At 67.1% G+C, this 14,377-nt stretch carries 18 protein-coding genes and 2 tRNA genes; 13 read left to right on the top strand and 7 right to left on the bottom strand.

Features of this window, described 5'->3' with window-relative positions:
• Nucleotides 1-58 precede the first annotated feature (58 nt).
• From nth to ABNQ38_RS37440, 4 genes are all read left to right on the top strand, one after another.
• Nucleotides 59-778: an endonuclease III domain-containing protein gene (gene nth / locus ABNQ38_RS37455; RefSeq protein WP_377811512.1), complete on the top strand. Its 720-nt coding sequence runs from the start codon at nt 59-61 to the stop codon at nt 776-778.
• A 94-nt stretch (nt 779-872) separates the two neighbouring features.
• Nucleotides 873-1,106, top strand: a complete 234-nt coding sequence (locus ABNQ38_RS37450; protein ID WP_377811511.1) for a DUF2281 domain-containing protein — start codon at nt 873-875, stop codon at nt 1,104-1,106.
• Nucleotides 1,103-1,465 carry a type II toxin-antitoxin system PemK/MazF family toxin gene (locus ABNQ38_RS37445; RefSeq protein ID WP_377811510.1) on the top strand — a complete coding sequence of 121 codons (363 nt, stop codon included), beginning with the start codon at nt 1,103-1,105 and terminating at the stop codon, nt 1,463-1,465. The genes ABNQ38_RS37450 and ABNQ38_RS37445 overlap by 4 nt, the downstream gene beginning before the upstream one ends.
• Before the next feature lie 139 nt (nt 1,466-1,604).
• Nucleotides 1,605-1,790, top strand: coding sequence for a hypothetical protein (locus ABNQ38_RS37440; RefSeq protein ID WP_085092265.1), 186 nt, complete (start codon nt 1,605-1,607; stop codon nt 1,788-1,790).
• A 61-nt stretch (nt 1,791-1,851) separates the two neighbouring features.
• Here ABNQ38_RS37440 and ABNQ38_RS37435 read toward each other — a convergent pair whose 3' ends face one another.
• Complete coding sequence (locus tag ABNQ38_RS37435; protein WP_377811509.1) at nt 1,852-3,360, bottom strand: acetyl-CoA hydrolase/transferase family protein; 1,509 nt, start codon at nt 3,358-3,360, stop codon at nt 1,852-1,854.
• 337 nt (nt 3,361-3,697) lie between these two features.
• On the opposite strand from ABNQ38_RS37435, the gene ABNQ38_RS37430 reads away from it, so the two are divergent.
• On the top strand, nt 3,698-4,447 hold the full coding sequence (locus ABNQ38_RS37430) for a helix-turn-helix domain-containing protein (RefSeq protein WP_377811508.1): 750 nt from the start codon (nt 3,698-3,700) through the stop codon (nt 4,445-4,447).
• On the opposite strand, the gene ABNQ38_RS37425 is transcribed toward ABNQ38_RS37430, so the two are convergent.
• Nucleotides 4,440-5,126 (bottom strand): alpha/beta fold hydrolase, encoded by a 687-nt coding sequence (locus ABNQ38_RS37425; RefSeq protein WP_377811507.1) that lies wholly within the window; start codon nt 5,124-5,126, stop codon nt 4,440-4,442. The genes ABNQ38_RS37430 and ABNQ38_RS37425 overlap by 8 nt on opposite strands.
• Before the next feature lie 108 nt (nt 5,127-5,234).
• Nucleotides 5,235-5,852 (bottom strand): DedA family protein, encoded by a 618-nt coding sequence (locus ABNQ38_RS37420; protein ID WP_211100336.1) that lies wholly within the window; start codon nt 5,850-5,852, stop codon nt 5,235-5,237.
• A gap of 146 nt (nt 5,853-5,998) precedes the next feature.
• On the opposite strand from ABNQ38_RS37420, the gene ABNQ38_RS37415 reads away from it, so the two are divergent.
• Nucleotides 5,999-6,478, top strand: a complete 480-nt coding sequence (locus ABNQ38_RS37415; protein ID WP_377811506.1) for an Lrp/AsnC family transcriptional regulator — start codon at nt 5,999-6,001, stop codon at nt 6,476-6,478.
• An 88-nt stretch (nt 6,479-6,566) separates the two neighbouring features.
• Here the strand turns inward: ABNQ38_RS37415 and ABNQ38_RS37410 are convergent, their stop codons facing one another.
• The gene (locus ABNQ38_RS37410) at nt 6,567-7,184 is read right to left on the bottom strand and encodes a cold-shock protein (RefSeq protein WP_377811505.1); all 618 of its coding nucleotides are present in this window, start codon (nt 7,182-7,184) and stop codon (nt 6,567-6,569) included.
• Between the two features lie 244 nt (nt 7,185-7,428).
• Nucleotides 7,429-7,926 (bottom strand): YchJ family protein, encoded by a 498-nt coding sequence (locus tag ABNQ38_RS37405; protein WP_376965896.1) that lies wholly within the window; start codon nt 7,924-7,926, stop codon nt 7,429-7,431.
• Nucleotides 7,927-8,149: 223 nt separating this feature from the next.
• Here ABNQ38_RS37405 and ABNQ38_RS37400 point away from each other — a divergent pair, with 223 nt between their 5' ends.
• The 3 genes from ABNQ38_RS37400 to ABNQ38_RS37390 all read left to right on the top strand — a co-directional run bounded on the left by ABNQ38_RS37400 (nt 8,150) and on the right by ABNQ38_RS37390 (nt 10,459).
• Nucleotides 8,150-8,815: a ribonuclease HII gene (locus tag ABNQ38_RS37400; protein ID WP_377811504.1), complete on the top strand. Its 666-nt coding sequence runs from the start codon at nt 8,150-8,152 to the stop codon at nt 8,813-8,815.
• A gap of 89 nt (nt 8,816-8,904) precedes the next feature.
• Nucleotides 8,905-9,987, top strand: coding sequence for a site-specific DNA-methyltransferase (locus tag ABNQ38_RS37395; protein ID WP_377811503.1), 1,083 nt, complete (start codon nt 8,905-8,907; stop codon nt 9,985-9,987).
• Nucleotides 9,988-10,075: 88 nt separating this feature from the next.
• Nucleotides 10,076-10,459 carry a dihydroneopterin aldolase gene (locus ABNQ38_RS37390; RefSeq protein WP_377811502.1) on the top strand — a complete coding sequence of 128 codons (384 nt, stop codon included), beginning with the start codon at nt 10,076-10,078 and terminating at the stop codon, nt 10,457-10,459.
• A 61-nt stretch (nt 10,460-10,520) separates the two neighbouring features.
• Here the strand turns inward: ABNQ38_RS37390 and ABNQ38_RS37385 are convergent, their stop codons facing one another.
• On the bottom strand, nt 10,521-11,099 hold the full coding sequence (locus ABNQ38_RS37385; RefSeq protein WP_098736158.1) for a hypothetical protein: 579 nt from the start codon (nt 11,097-11,099) through the stop codon (nt 10,521-10,523).
• Between the two features lie 218 nt (nt 11,100-11,317).
• On the opposite strand from ABNQ38_RS37385, the gene ABNQ38_RS37380 reads away from it, so the two are divergent.
• From ABNQ38_RS37380 to ABNQ38_RS37370, 3 genes are all read left to right on the top strand, one after another.
• Nucleotides 11,318-11,393: transfer RNA gene (locus tag ABNQ38_RS37380), tRNA-Asn, on the top strand.
• A gap of 4 nt (nt 11,394-11,397) precedes the next feature.
• Nucleotides 11,398-11,474: transfer RNA gene (locus ABNQ38_RS37375), tRNA-Asp, on the top strand.
• A 209-nt stretch (nt 11,475-11,683) separates the two neighbouring features.
• A complete protein-coding gene (locus ABNQ38_RS37370) occupies nt 11,684-12,430 on the top strand; it encodes a glucose 1-dehydrogenase (protein WP_377811501.1) in 747 nt (248 codons plus the stop codon).
• Nucleotides 12,431-12,531: 101 nt separating this feature from the next.
• On the opposite strand, the gene ABNQ38_RS37365 is transcribed toward ABNQ38_RS37370, so the two are convergent.
• Complete coding sequence (locus ABNQ38_RS37365; protein ID WP_377811951.1) at nt 12,532-13,722, bottom strand: DUF3305 domain-containing protein; 1,191 nt, start codon at nt 13,720-13,722, stop codon at nt 12,532-12,534.
• Between the two features lie 158 nt (nt 13,723-13,880).
• On the opposite strand from ABNQ38_RS37365, the gene ABNQ38_RS37360 reads away from it, so the two are divergent.
• Nucleotides 13,881-14,294 (top strand): hypothetical protein, encoded by a 414-nt coding sequence (locus ABNQ38_RS37360; RefSeq protein WP_377811950.1) that lies wholly within the window; start codon nt 13,881-13,883, stop codon nt 14,292-14,294.
• Nucleotides 14,295-14,377: the final 83 nt, after the last annotated feature.

Genomic DNA, 14,377 nt, shown 5'->3' with positions numbered 1-14,377 from the left:
AAAGAGAGCCCGATGATTTACCGGTAACGCCTTACCGGTTCGGCTGTTGTCGGTTTTTATGACCGACCCCGCTGCGTTGCGCGACAAGGCGCTCGAAATCCACCGGCTGCTGTGCACCGTCTATGGCTGCCCGGTCGCCTATTTCCACAGCCTCGACCCGCTGAGTGAGCTGGTGTCGTCGCTGCTGTCGCACCGCACCCGCAATGCGGCCTCCGGTGCCGCCTTCAAGGCGCTGCGGCGACGCTGGCCCGACTGGGAATCGGTGCGCGACGCCCCGGTCGCGGAGGTGGAAGCGACCATCGCCGGCGTCACCTGGCCGGAGCAGAAGGCGCCGCGCCTCCAGGCCATCCTGCGCCGCATCACCGAGCGGGTCGGCAGCCTGTCGCTCGATCTGCTGTCCGGCATGACGGTGCCGGAGGCCCGTGCATGGCTGGAGGAATTGCCGGGTGTCGGACCGAAGACCAGTGCGGCGGTGCTCAGCTTCTCCACCCTGCGACAGGCGGCGCTGCCGGTGGACAGTCACCATCATCGCGTTGCCGTGCGCACCGGCCTGATCCCTGCCAATGTTGCCGTCGGCCCGTCCCACGCCGTGCTGTCGGCGCAGCTGCCGGAGGGGTGGGACGCCCAGCAGGTTTACGACAACCACGAGGTCATGATGCTGCACGGTCAGCGCTGTTGTTATTATCAGGCGCCGGCCTGCGACCGCTGTGTGCTGCTGCGGCTCTGCCCGACCGGACAGGCTCTGCGGCCATCGGAGGAAGAGCGGGAGAGGGCGTAAGGGTGGGGCGACCGGGCAGTGGGAATGCCGGATTGATCTGATCCTGCTATAATGTACCGTCGTCGGGGTACATATTGCCGAAAGAGAGGTCGTCATGGGCTATGCTGAGCTGATTAAGAAGCTACAGGCTTTGCCCGAAGACAAGCAGACGGAAGTTTTCGATTTCGTCGAATTCCTGGCTGCCCGCTTCGCTGCCTCCAAGGAAGCAGGAAGTGACGAATGGTCCGGAAAACAATTTTCCGAGTTCAGCATGGAGCAGGCGATGCGGGGGATGGAGGATGACCCCGTTACATACGGTCGTGACGATCTGCGGGAAATCTGGCGGTGAAACGGGCGGGTCAGATTGCCTTGGTGCCCTTCCCATTCACCGATCTGAACGGGAGAAAATTGCGGCCGGTATTGCTGATCCGACGGGCATCGGCCCAGTTCGATGATTGGCTTGTGTGTATGATTTCATCGCAGATTCGGCAAGCCGAGCCCGGTCTCGATGAAATTCTCACTCCCGAAGATTCAGACTTTGATGATTCTGGCCTGAAGGTGACCAGCGTACTGCGGTTGGGTCGGCTCGCTGTGATTGATGGCTCGCTGTTAAGCGGTCGAATTGGTCAAATTGGCGATGAGCGGCTGGTTCGCCTGCGCCACCGATTGGCAGCATGGTTGACCGATGTGCCGAAATCACCGGGCTAAGAGAGCCATCTGCGTCGTTTTGTGCATTGCAACACGCAGCCATTCCCAGAATGCAGGGCCGTTCACCGTCTGGCGAGCGCATATAGGATTGTGAGAGCGACGAAGACGCCGCTCCGATTTTCATAAGACGAGGCCTGAGGTGATTCACAAGATTCTGGACGCGATCGATGCCATCGTCGCGGAAAAACGGCAGAACGGCCAGCTTGAGGACTGGCTCAAGAGCGGAGCTGCGCGCCGTTTCTGCGAGAAGATTTCGTCCGAGCGCAAGCATTATTATCCAGCACTGCTTCTCTACTTGGAGCGCAACGGCGGGCAGCACATCTGACGGCATATGGGTAACGGGAACGGGCCGCGGCATTCCGCGGCCCGCCCGTTTTTGAGGGACCCTATTCGGCCGCCAGCGGCGCCGGCATCATGCTGCCGGTCTGCTGGAAGCGGGTGTGCCAGGCGAAGGCTTCCTCCAGCAGGTGCGGGGTGTGGCCGCCGCGCTGAAGCGCCCGGCGGCGATAGTCGTCGGCCAGTTCGCGGTAGCTGGGATGGACGCAGTTGCGGATGATCGTCTCCGCCCGCTCGCGCGGCGCCAGCCCGCGCAGGTCGGCCAGTCCGACCTCCGTCACCAGCACGTCGACGTCATGCTCGTTGTGGTCGACATGGGTGACCATCGGCACGATGCTGGAGATGGCGCCGCCCTTGGCCAAAGACTTGGTGACGAAGATGGCGAGGTGGCTGTTGCGGGCGAAGTCGCCGGAGCCGCCGATGCCGTTCATCATCTGCGTGCCGTTGACGTGGGTCGAGTTGACGTTGCCGTAGATGTCGCACTCCAGCGCCGTGTTGATGCCGATGACGCCCAGACGGCGGATCACCTCCGGATGGTTGGAGATCTCCTGCGGCCGCAGCAGCAGCCGGCCCTTGTAGGAGCCGATCTTCGGCAGCACCTCGGCATATTTCCCGGCGCTGAGCGTGATCGAGGAACCCGAGGCGAAAGTCAGTTTGCCGGCGTCGAACAGCTCGAAGGTGCTGTCCTGCAGCACCTCGCTGTACATGGTCAGGTCGTGGAACGGCCCGTCGATCAGCCCGTGCAGCACCGCGTTGGCGATGGTGCCGATGCCGGCCTGGAGCGGCGCCAGCGACCGGCCGAGCCGGCCCTGCTTCACCTCGCGGCCGAAGAACTCGATCAGGTGGCCGGCGATGGCGTTGGTCTCGTCATCGGGCGGCAGGATGCTGGCGGAGCTGTCCTGCTTGCGCGTCACCACGATGGCGGCGATCTTCGACGGATCGATGGGGATGTAGGGCAGGCCGGCCCGGCTCTCCGCCGTCACCACCGGGATCGGTTCGCGGAAGGGGCGGCGCGTCGGGATGTAGACGTCGTGCATCCCCTCCAAATCCAGCGGCTGGGTCAGGTTCAGCTCAATGATGATCTTCTCGGCCAGGATGGCGAAAGTCGCCGAATTGCCGATGGAGGTGGTCGGCACGATCCCGCCGGTGTCGGTGATGGCGCAGGCCTCGATCACCGCGACATCGACCGGACCCATCTGGCGCGAGCGCAGCAGTTCCACCGTTTCCGACAGATGCTGGTCGACGAACATCACCTCGCCGCGGTTGATCGCCTTGCGCAGCACCGGATCGGCCTGGAAGGGCAGGCGACGCGACAGCACCCCCGCCTCCGTCAGGATCCTGTCGACATCGTTGCCCAGCGAGGCGCCGGTCATCAGCGTAATCTTCAGCTTTTCCGACGCGGCGCGCTCGGCCAGCGCCAGCGGCACCGCCTTGGCGTCGCCGGCGCGGGTGAAGCCGCTCATGCCCACGGTCATGCCGTCCTTGATGAGAAAGGCGGCTTCTTCCGCCGGCACCACCTTGCCCCACAAGGATTTCAGGCGGATGCGATCTCGGTACATCGGGCGTTCCTTTTATGAGTGTTTTTTGTCGGATGACGAACGATCCGTGCCTTGGCGGTCGCTTTTCTTATTTGAAAATACTCATAAGGACGGGCTGTCCGATGTCGCAACCGTTCGTCCGGAATATCAGATCACGGTGAAGTGAATAGGTGGGCGAATATCGCCATATCCGTTCGAAATGCGTCCAGAGACTTCATTCGATTGTCATGGTCATTTGCCGGAACTCAGTTTCGCAAATCGGTATTTGCCGAGCAGCGCCCGGCAACAGGGCGGTTGCCGGCGGAATGGTCGAGGGCGTACCATTGGTCCCTCGAACCGATTTCAGGAGTCCGCCGGCGTGGCGTCCCCGCATCGGCCGACCGTCAGCACCCGCAGTTACGACGGGCACGAACGGCGGCACGCGCATGACCATCACCAGATCGTGCTGCCCATCGCCGGTACCCTCGACATGGAGGTCGGCGGCGCCTGCGGCCGGGTGGGAGACGGACGCGGCGTTCTGGTGGCCGACGGCGTGCCGCACAGCTTCCGCAGCGGCGGCGCCAACCGCTTCGTCGTGCTGGACGTGCCGGCCGCGGGGCTGGTGCCGGAGGCGGCGGTGCGCGCCTGCGATGCCTTTTTCGCCATCGACGGAGCGCTGGATGGGCTGGTGCGCTATCTGGCGGCGGAGGCGGCCGACCGGCCGCTCGACCCGGTGCTGGCCCATCACTCGGCGGGGCTGCTGCTGCGCGCGCTGGAGGCGCGGCAACCGCCGCGGCCCATATCGCCCATACCGAAGGATCCCGTCGACCGCGCCCTGGCGTTGATGGCGGAGCGCTGCGGCGAGCCGCTGACGGTGACCGAACTGGCCGAAGCGGCCGGTCTGGCGCCCAGCCGGTTCCATGAACGCTTCCGGGCCCGCACCGGCAGCACTCCGGCCCGCCTGCTGGCCGAGCTGCGGCTGGACCGGGCAGAGGCGCTGCTGCGGGACGGCCGCCTGCCGCTGGCGGAGGTGGCGTTGGCGGTCGGCTTCTCCGACCAGAGCGCCCTGACCCGCAGCCTGCGGCGGCGGCGCGGCACAACGCCAGGGGCGGTGCGACGGTCTAGATAGCGCGGGCCGCTTCGACGATCACCGCCGCCACCGCATCGGCGCGCGACAGGTGGGGGGCGTGGCCGCTTTCGACCTCGACCGTCCGGGCGCCGATGCGCGAGGCGGTGGCGCGCAGGAAATCCGGCGGCAGCATGCGGTCCTGGCTGGCGACGACATACCATGCGGGTTTGGTCTTCCAGGCGGCAGCGCTGACCTTGCTGGCAAAGCAGGCCGCTGCGACTGGCCCCTGGGTGGCGGCCAGCAGGGCGGCCTCTTCCGCCGGCAGGTCCTGGGCGAAGTTGCGGGCCATGCCCTCCGGCGTCAGGGTCAGGAACCGGCCCTTGTCCACCGATACGCCCGACAGGCCGGCCGACGGCGGGAAGGGTTTCAGCGTGTCGTTCGGCGACTGCCCCACGTCGGGAGCGAAGGCGGCGACATAGACCAGGGCCTTCACCCGCTCCTGCCCGCCGATCTGGGTGATGACCGCCCCGCCCCAGGAATGGCCGACCAGCACCACCGGCCCCTTGGTCCGGTCGATGGCGCGCTGGACATGGGCGACATCGTCGTCGAGCGAGACCAGCGGGTTCTGCACCGCGACCGCGGCGAACCCCTCCGCCTGCAAGCGGGAAATCACCCGGCCCCAGGAGGACCCGTCGGCGAAGGCGCCATGGACGAGGATGATGGTCGGATTGGAACTCATGGAAACGGCTCCCGCTGACGGTCGGACCCGCCAGTCAGAGCATGGCGGCAGCCGGACCGTCCAGCCAGGCAGGTCTACTTTTCCTCTGTGCGGAAAAGGGCTTGGCCGTTATTCCGCCGGCTGGCGGGCCGACCGCCGGCCGAAGGTGGCGACGCGGTAGACGTACCAGAGGGCGATCCCGGCGGCGACGATGTTGGACACCGGGTTCAGCCAGCCGGAGACCTGCTGGTAGCGGTCCTCCAGCAGATAGCCGGCGCTCGCCAGGAAGGTGGTCCAGATCGCGGTGCCGACGGTGGTGTAGAGCAGGAAGGGCACCAGCGCCATGTTCGACACCCCGGCGGGGATCGAGATCAGCGTGCGCACCGCCGGGATCATCCGGCCGATCAGCACCGCCCGGCCGCCATGCTCGCGGAAATGGGCGGCGGCCTCATCGACCTCCTCCGGTGCGATGGTCAGCCAGCGGCCATGGCGCGCGGCCCACTGCTTCAGCCGGCGGCTGCCGACCCAGCGGCCGATCCCGTACCAGAACAGCGCCCCCAGCACGGCGCCCACGGTGCCCGAGACGATGATCATCGGCAGGCCGAGGTCGCCCCGCGCGGCGGTGAAGCCGGCCAGCGGCAGAATCAGCTCCGACGGAATGGGGGGAAACAGGTTCTCCGCGAACATCAGCAGAGCGACGCCGAGATAGCCCGTCTGCTCCACCATACCGACAATCCAATCGAACACGGTCTTCTCCTCGCGCCTGCCGGCCCTCCACCCACCCCCGGAGCAACACCGGGACAGGGCGATTGGTTGCATGGAAGGGCTCGCACCGGCTGCCGGCCCTGCTTATGTTTGCAGATGCAACGATTGGACGGACGGAGAGGGTGCCAATGGCGGCGATCAAGCTCGACCGGCATGAGAAAGGGATTCTGGCGGCCCTGCAGGAGAATGCCCGCCTGACCATGCAGGAGCTGGGCGACACGGTCGGCCTGTCGGCCTCCCCCTGCTGGCGCCGGGTGCGGTCGATGGAGGAGATCGGCGTCATCCGCCGCTACACGGTGCAGCTCGACCCGCGCAAGCTGGGGCTCGGCGAATGCGTCTTCGCCCACGTCACGCTGGAGCGCCACAAGGAGAATGCGGTCGACCAGTTCGAAACCGCCATCGCCAGCATGCCGGAGGTGCTGGAATGCTTTGCAGTCACCGGCGACGCCGACTATCTGCTGCGCATCGTCGTGCCGACCACCGAGGATTACGGCCGCTTCCTCAGCGAACGCATCTTCTCCATCCCCGCAGTGTCGCATGTCAAATCGAGCGTCACCCTGAAGGAGGTGAAGTTCGAGACCCGGCTGCCGCTGGACCATCTGGAGTGAGCGGAAAGCTTTTCCGAACAGCACCAATGAAAAAGCCCCCGCTCCGATGGAGCGGGGGCTTTTTCACATCACAACGACCGATGAGAGATCAGGCCATCTCGACGCGCTGAGCCTCGGGGCCCTTGGCGCCCTGGCGGATGGTGACGCGGACCTGCGCACCGTCATCCAGGCCGTTGATGCCCGACCGCTCCAGCGCACGGATGTGCACGAAGATGTCCTTGCCGCCGGTCGACGGGGCGATGAAGCCGAAGCCCTTCGACACGTTGAACCACTTCACCGTGCCGTCGACGACTTCGCCGCCGTCCGAATCGCCGTAGCTGTCGGCGCCGTAGCCACCGCGGCTGCTGCCACCGCCGTAGCTGTTGCCGCCGCCGTAGCCGCCGTCGTTGCCCCAGCTGTCACGCTCGCGCGGGGCGCGCGACGGACGGCTCGGAGCAGCGGTCGAGGTGTCGACCGCGTGGATGGTGGCGACCTGCGGGCCCTTCGGGCCGCGCGACAGATCACAGGTGATGGTGGCGCCTTCGGGCAGGCTGTCGTGTCCGCAGAACTGCAGAACCGTGGAGTGCAGGAAAGCGTCGGGCGACCCATCGTCGGGGGTGACGAAGCCGAAGCCCTTGGTGGCGTTGAACCACTTGACGGTGGCGCGGATGTCGCGCTGGGTGATTTCAGGAGCGCGGAAGGAAGAGCGCTGCGGACGGTCGAACATTAGTTATCGTCTCATCTGTCGTGTTAAACCCCATCCCGGCAAAAACCAAAGAAGGGACACCCGGAACAGGGCCAGCGAAGGATGATCGGTTCCGACCCATAATTCAATCAGGATTGCGCAATTTCCCCATTCGCGCACAACAAAAACACCGCCGCCGCCTGACAGGCAGGCGGGGCGGGGCGATTCGGCCGTTTTTGTGCAGGTGCAGCGTGACGATTCAGCCGCGACTCAAGATCGGGCCCGGTCAGGCGCCGTGGCACTTCTTGTATTTCTTGCCGCTGCCGCAGGGGCAGGGGTCGTTGCGGCCGACCTTGGGACCGCTGCGCGGACGGGCGCCCAGCTGGCCCTCGACATAGTACCAGCGGCCGTCCTGGTGAGCGAAACGGCTGGTCTCGTGGTGGGTCATCGGTTTGCCGTTCATGCTGAAGCGGGCGACGAACTCGACGATCCCCTCGCTGTCGCCCGGCTGGCCGTCTTCGGTCGAGCGGATCTCCACGCCGGTCCACACGCTGTTCTTGGCCCAGGTCTCGATCTCTTCACGGTTGAAGTCGTCGCGGGTGCTGGGCAGCAGCGTGTCGTGCAGATAGTCGATGTTGCCGGTGGCGAACGCCGAATAGCGCGACCGCATCAGCGCCTCGGCCGTCGGGGCGGGCATGCCGGCCAGATAAGGTCCGCAGCAGGCGTCCAGCGGCTTGCCGGAACGGCAGGGGCATTCGGCGGCGGTCTGGGTCGTGTCGGTCATGGCCTGCTCTCGGGTGATGGCGGGGCGGGTTGCGGCAGAATCGCTGATGGTGGGGTCCGGCTTCGCGGGGCGCATCCATAGCGCAGCCGTGCGCCGCTTCTCAAGAGGCTGGTTGGCGCACATGGCCGCAATCTGCGGCGGCCTTGCGCGCGGACTCCGCCGCCGCTATCAAGCGGCCCCATCCCGATCCATGCTCCACCGCTGCCCGGAAGGCTGTCCGCCCATGCCTGCCAAAGCATCTCGCAAAGCCGCCATCCCCCGGAAACGCCCCGACCTGTCGCTGGAGGCCGGCTTCGGTCCCGGCCGCCGCGTCTGCGGCATCGACGAGGTCGGGCGCGGCCCGCTCTGCGGCCCGGTGGTCGCCGCCGCCGTGGTGCTGCCGCCCGAAGGGCTGCCGCCGGAGATCGCCGCCCTGATCGACGACAGCAAGGCGGTCAACCGGCGCCTGCGCGAGGAGATCGAGCCGGCGATCCGGGCGCATGCGCTCGCCTTCGCCATCGCCGAGGCGTCGGCCGCCGAGATCGACGAGCTGAACATCCACAAGGCGACGCTGCTGGCGATGAAGCGGGCCTATCTCGCGCTCCCCGGCCCCGCCCCCGACGCGGCGCTGATCGACGGCAAATTCACCCCCGACATCGCGTGCGAGAGGGTGGCGGTCGTCAAGGGCGACAGCCGCAGCCAGTCCATCGCCGCCGCCTCTATTCTCGCCAAAGTGGCGCGCGACAGCGAGATGTTGCGGTTGTCGGTCCAGTATCCACACTATGGATGGGACCGAAACGCCGGCTATCCAACACCGGAGCATCTGGAAGCATTGACCCGTCATGGTGTCACGCCGCATCACCGAGTCAGTTTTGCACCAGTGAAACGCCAAAGGGCACTGAGCGGCTGAGCCGTCGTCACTTGGCAAAGAAAGCTGTTGACGGCGACTCGGCCGAGACTCATTGTCCGGCCGAGTCCCAGTTCTTTGCCGGTCGTAAAATGCTCCCTGAAAACCGTATCCTGGTCGGCGATTGCATCGCTCTCATGAACGATCTGCCGCCCGCTTCGGTCGATCTCATCTTCGCCGATCCGCCCTACAACTTGCAGTTGGGGGGTGAGTTGCTGCGGCCGAACCACACCCGCGTCGCCGGGGTGGATGACGAGTGGGACAAGTTCGACGATTTCGAGGCCTATGACCGCTTTACCCAGGACTGGATGGCGGCCGCCCGCCGCATCCTGAAGCCGGAAGGCTCGCTGTGGGTGATCGGCAGCTATCACAACATCTTCCGCGTCGGCGCCACGCTGCAGAATCTGGGCTTCTGGATTCTGAACGACATCGTCTGGCGCAAGACCAACCCGATGCCGAACTTCCGCGGCACCCGTTTCGCCAACGCCCACGAGACGATGATCTGGGCGGCCCGCGACAGGGATGCGCGCTACCGCTTCAATTACGACGCGATGAAGAGCCTCAACGAGGATCTTCAGATGCGCAGCGACTGGCTGCTGCCGATCTGCAATGGCGGCGAACGGCTGCGCGACGAGGACGGCAAGAAGACCCACCCGACGCAGAAGCCGGAATCACTGCTGTACCGGGTGATCCTGTCCTCGTCGCGTCCCGGCGACGTCGTGCTGGATCCCTTCTTCGGCACCGGCACCACCGGGGCTGTCGCCAAGCGGCTGGGGCGCAAGTGGATCGGGCTGGAGCGCGACGACACCTACGTCAAGGCGGCCCAGGCCCGAATCGACGCGGTGGAGGAGGCGCCGGAGGCGGCGATCCTCGACACCCCGCCGAAGCGCGCCGCACCGCGCATTCCCTTCGGCTGGGTGGTGGAGCGCGGGCTGCTGCGTCCGGGCTCGACCCTGTTCGACCACCGCCGCCGCGTTGCCGCCCGCGTGCGCGCCGACGGCACGCTGATCGGCTCCGGCCCGCGCGGCGACCATCGCGGCTCGATCCATCAGGTGGGGGCGGCGATGGCCGGCCTGCCGGCCTGCAACGGCTGGACCTTCTGGCACTATGAGGAGGGCGAGGATCTGCGCCCGATCGACGTGCTGCGCGAGCGCATCCGCTCGGAAATGCACTGAGTCCACCCCAGACCTGTCCGTCCGGCATAGGCGCCAGCGGGGACGGTTGCTTGGCAGCGGTGGCGTTGCCGTGTTAGGGCTGTCGGCCATGAACAAGCTCTTCGCCACCGTCACCGCCCCGGTGCCGCGTTCGGCCCCGGCGACGCTGTCCACCCGTTGTTTCGTGCGCGATCTGGTGATGGACGCGCTGATCGGCGTCTATGCCCATGAACGGCTGAAGCCCCAGCGCATCCGCCTGAACCTGGATCTCGACGTGATCGCCCCCGGCGTCACCGGCGAGGACATGGCGACCGTCGTCAAGGGCGTGGTCACCCAGGGCCACGTCACGCTGGTGGAAACGCTGGCCGAACGCATCGCCGAGCGCTGCCTCGCCGACGCGCGGGTGACGGTGGCCAAGGTCCGGGTGGAAAAGCTGGATGTCTTCCCCGATGCCGCCAGCGTCGGCGTCGAGATCGAGCGCGCCCGCGGATAAGGGCGCGCAAGCGTGAGGGCGGGTTCAGCCCTCACCGAACTCTGTCTTACCGCAAAATTTCTTATCGCCGCAACGGCACCGCCCGCTTGACCAGCCGGCGGTCCATGTCGGCTGCCGCCACCGTCGGCTCGCCCAGGCTGCGCATGACGAAGGCGAAGGTGTCCATCACCCGGTCCAGCACGATCTCGTTGTCGTCCGGGCGGCGGCTGACCGACACCACGGCATAGCCGGCGGCGCGCGCCACCGCCGGTTCGCCGCGCAGGCCGCGCACGCCCCAGCCGGCGAGCGCATCCTTGCAGCGGAACAGCTCCGCGGCGAAGCCGCCGGCCGACTGGGTGCGCCCGACCACATAAGCGGCGGCGACCGCCAGCGGCGCCAGCAGCCCGTCCCAGTCCAGGCAATCCTCCCGCCCGACCCATACCCCGCCGACCGAGCAGGCGGCGGCACCGACCGCTTCGCCCAGCCCGGCGCGGAAGGCGCGCAGCGACTCCACGGCGTCGGCCGCCGGCATCGGTTCCACCCGTCTCCCTTCCGGCATCAGCATCAGCCGGCCCGCCCATTCCGACGAGGGCGGCAACTGTTCGGTCAGGCGCGCGAGCAGCGCCTCGCGGGCGGCGGCGAAGGGGACGACCTCGGACATCGGGGCCTGCGGCAATGGTGGGGGAGAGGAGGCGAGAAAAAGCCTGAGATGCTCCGGGCTGTCAAGAGCAAGCCTGTGCACCGGCAACCCATGGCTGCGACCCAGGTGCAATGTCACAGACGAAGGGCGCGAAACCCGCCTTTTTCCGGAAAAATGCAGAGCTTTGCATTTTTCCGCTTGCCAGCTTTCGCCATCAGCCATATAAGGCGGTCCTCCGTTCCCGGTTAGCTCAGTTGGTAGAGCAGCGGACTGTTAATCCGCTTGTCGCTGGTTCGAGTCCAGCACCGGGAGCCATAGCGCGGGTGTAGCTCAGTTGGTTAGAGCGCCGGCCTGTCACGCCGGAGGCCGCGGGTTCAAGTCCCGTCACTCGCGCCATTCTCTCCTCTATCTCTGCAAAACGATATAGCGGACGATGGCGACTGCCCCATAGGGCAGCTTCGCGCTATCATGCATTCTTCGCCGTGTTCACAATCTACGTCGTGTGCACGATGCGGCCGAAAGCGCCGGTTCCCTGTTGAACGGAGTCCGCGCGCCGCAACGGCCGTGCGCATCTCGGATCGAGAATTGCCGGGGAGGAACCGCTCATGCGTTTGTCTGACAAGGTCGCCGTCGTCACCGGCGGGGGATCGGGCTTCGGCGAGGGCATCGCCCGACGCTTCGCCGCCGAAGGGGCCCGCGTCATCGTCGCCGACCTGGACGAGGCTGCCGCCGGCCGCGTCGCCGACAGCCTGGGAGAGACCGCACTCGCCGTCCGCGCCGACGTCGCGGTCGGGGAGGATTACGAGGCCATCGTCTCGGCGGCGCTGGGCGAGTTCGGGCGGCTCGATATCCTGGTCAACAATGCCGGCTACACCCACCGCTACGGCTCGATGCTGGATGTGGACGAGGCCACCTTCGACCGCATCTACGCCGTCAACGTGAAGTCGATCTATCACAGCGCCATCCACGCCGTGCCGGTGTTCCGCGCCCATGGCGGCGGGGTGATCCTGAACATCGCCTCGACCGCCGGGCTGCGGCCACGGCCGAACCTGACCTGGTACAACGGCTCCAAGGGGGCGGTCATCACCCTGACCAAGTCGATGGCGGCGGAACTGGCGGCCGACAATGTGCGCGTCTGCGCCATCGCACCCGTGGCCGGCGAGACCGGCATGCTCCACCGCTTCATGGGCCAGGACACGCCGGAACGCCGCGAGCAGTTCCTCAGCAGCATCCCGCTGGGACGCCTGTCCACCCCGGCCGACATCGCCAACGCGGCGCTGTATCTCTGCTCCGACGAGGGGAACTTCCTGACCGGCGTGTGCCTGGAGGTCGATGGCGGGCGGTGTATCTGAGGGTGTTCAGGCCAGCACTTGGCATCCTCCTTTCCCTCTTGGGAGAGGGGGATGCACAGATGAGGATTTTCGGGAAGGGGCCGCCGCGCGACCCCCTCACCCTAACCCTCTCCCCGGGGGGGAGAGGGGATTGGTGCCTTATCCGATGATGCGTCATGCCGCATCGGCAGGGGAGGGCTGATACCGCTTCGCCCCCGATCGTCTCCGTCGACGGGAGGCCTCTCCAATTCATCTGCGGTCTGGGGCCGCAAAGCCTCCGACGGATTTCCGGCATCAGCCACCACCTCCGCCTCAATCGCCTCTTCCTCCTCCCGCTTCTCGTCGGGCAGCACGGCGTCCAACAGGCGGGCGATGTCGTCGGTGGGGCGCAGGGCGCCATAGCCGGGTGCGTTGTAGTCCCAATCATATTCGGCGAAGCCGCGGAAGCCGGCGATGACCGGGTCGCTCGACCAGGCCCGGCGCAGGGCTTCACGCCGCAGGTCCGCCGGAACCTCTCGGCGCAGAAAGCCGGTGTAGTCGCTGTCGGAGCCCAGGCTGTCCAGCGAAGGCAGGTCCGCCACCTCCTCGCCGTTCTCTCCAGGCGACGGTTCGGGCGGCACCGGCTCGGGCAGCAGGGCTTCCGGCAGTTCTTCCGCCGGCTCCAGCACCGGCTCCTCCGCCCGCGCGTCGCGCTTCAGCCGCGACCAGCGGCCGAGGAAGCCCTCCTCCCCGCGCTCAGCCATGCTGCGGCAGTCCGGGCTTGCGTGCCGTGCCAGGGCTTCCGGGTCGGCGCGGTCGCGCTTGCGCTTGTGGAAGGGGCGCTCGACGAAATGGCGGGCGACGAAGCCGTCCATCCACAGCACCAGCGGGATCGGCAGCGGCAGTGCCTCGATCACGTCGTCGCCGGCTTCGGCATGGGCGTCGATCTCGCCGGGGTCGGCGGTGACCGCCAGCAGCTGCATCCCCGGCGCTCGCCCGCCCGGCCGCAGGATGACGTAGGCGCTGGGGCTGCCACCGTCGAGATTGTGCTTGTAGTTCTCCGCCTCGGTCGGGAACAGGGCGATCTCGGCGGTGCCGGCGTAATGGCGCGTCCAGTCCGGCCCTTCGGCCAGCACGCTCCAGTCGGGCAGGGTGGGGTCGGCCGGGACCAGCATCACCGGCTGCCAGCGCGCCTCGATCCACGGATTGTCGACGCGCCGCCGCTCCACCACCACGCCGACGCTGCGCCGTTCGGCGCGGTCCTGGGGCGAGGCGGGAGCGGTGGCGGCGGCAGTGGAGGAGGGGACGGCGGAGGACGGGAACTCACTGGGCATTGTCGGTGTTCCTGATGGGCTGGGACCGGACGGCCTGAAAGCCTGACTCTGTTCCCGGTACAACGCGCCGCCGGCCGTTTGGTGCCGTTGCGCATTGGACTCCAACGGCTTTCCCCAAAAGGCCCAACGCCCCAATGGCCCCATCGGAAGGATGCGCCATGTGCAAGTTCGCCGCCGCCCTGCTGCTGTCGGGGCTCCTGTCCGGCCTGCCGCTGGCCAGTGCCGCCGCACAGCAGGCGGATCAGCAGCAGAGCCAGCAGCCAGCCGCCGCTCCGGTCGAGTCCGGATCGAAGGAGTCCGCCGGCGATGCGCTCGCCCGTGACGGCAAGGTGCAGCAGAGCCAGGATCCGCATCCGACCGCGCAGGGCACCAAGCCGCCGAACCCGTCCAGCTCCGCCGCCACGGGAAGCCAGGAATTGCAGCAGGCGCTCGCCGACGTGCGCCGGGCGCCGCCCGACCTGAACGGCAACCTGGTGCCGCGCCCGAACCAGTGGGCGAGCGAACCGGATCAGCCGAACGAGCCGACTCGGTCGCAGAATCCCTCCGACCTGACCAGCCAGGAAGTGAAGTAAAGGGCGCTGAGCCGGAAACCCGGCGGCTGCGGACGCGGATCAGCCCGCTGCCCTCGGGATCGGCGCGGTCGGGCTTCAGCATC

Source organism: Azospirillum sp. A29 (assembly GCF_042604625.1).
Classification (GTDB): domain Bacteria; phylum Pseudomonadota; class Alphaproteobacteria; order Azospirillales; family Azospirillaceae; genus Azospirillum; species Azospirillum palustre.
The sequence above is the reverse complement of the archived record's forward strand: the minus strand, read 5'-3'. Positions and strand labels throughout refer to the sequence as shown.

Coding starts and splice junctions, on each gene's coding strand:
- ABNQ38_RS37395 (WP_377811503.1), top strand. CDS start 8,905: ATGCTCCCTGAAAACCGTATCCTGGTCGGCGATTGCATCGCTCTCATG.
- ABNQ38_RS37365 (WP_377811951.1), bottom strand. CDS start 13,722: ATGCCCAGTGAGTTCCCGTCCTCCGCCGTCCCCTCCTCCACTGCCGCC.
- ABNQ38_RS37390 (WP_377811502.1), top strand. CDS start 10,076: ATGAACAAGCTCTTCGCCACCGTCACCGCCCCGGTGCCGCGTTCGGCC.
- ABNQ38_RS37450 (WP_377811511.1), top strand. CDS start 873: ATGGGCTATGCTGAGCTGATTAAGAAGCTACAGGCTTTGCCCGAAGAC.
- ABNQ38_RS37385 (WP_098736158.1), bottom strand. CDS start 11,099: ATGTCCGAGGTCGTCCCCTTCGCCGCCGCCCGCGAGGCGCTGCTCGCG.
- ABNQ38_RS37405 (WP_376965896.1), bottom strand. CDS start 7,926: ATGACCGACACGACCCAGACCGCCGCCGAATGCCCCTGCCGTTCCGGC.
- ABNQ38_RS37360 (WP_377811950.1), top strand. CDS start 13,881: ATGTGCAAGTTCGCCGCCGCCCTGCTGCTGTCGGGGCTCCTGTCCGGC.
- ABNQ38_RS37435 (WP_377811509.1), bottom strand. CDS start 3,360: ATGTACCGAGATCGCATCCGCCTGAAATCCTTGTGGGGCAAGGTGGTG.
- ABNQ38_RS37410 (WP_377811505.1), bottom strand. CDS start 7,184: ATGTTCGACCGTCCGCAGCGCTCTTCCTTCCGCGCTCCTGAAATCACC.
- ABNQ38_RS37370 (WP_377811501.1), top strand. CDS start 11,684: ATGCGTTTGTCTGACAAGGTCGCCGTCGTCACCGGCGGGGGATCGGGC.
- nth (WP_377811512.1), top strand. CDS start 59: ATGACCGACCCCGCTGCGTTGCGCGACAAGGCGCTCGAAATCCACCGG.
- ABNQ38_RS37415 (WP_377811506.1), top strand. CDS start 5,999: ATGGCGGCGATCAAGCTCGACCGGCATGAGAAAGGGATTCTGGCGGCC.
- ABNQ38_RS37400 (WP_377811504.1), top strand. CDS start 8,150: ATGCCTGCCAAAGCATCTCGCAAAGCCGCCATCCCCCGGAAACGCCCC.
- ABNQ38_RS37425 (WP_377811507.1), bottom strand. CDS start 5,126: ATGAGTTCCAATCCGACCATCATCCTCGTCCATGGCGCCTTCGCCGAC.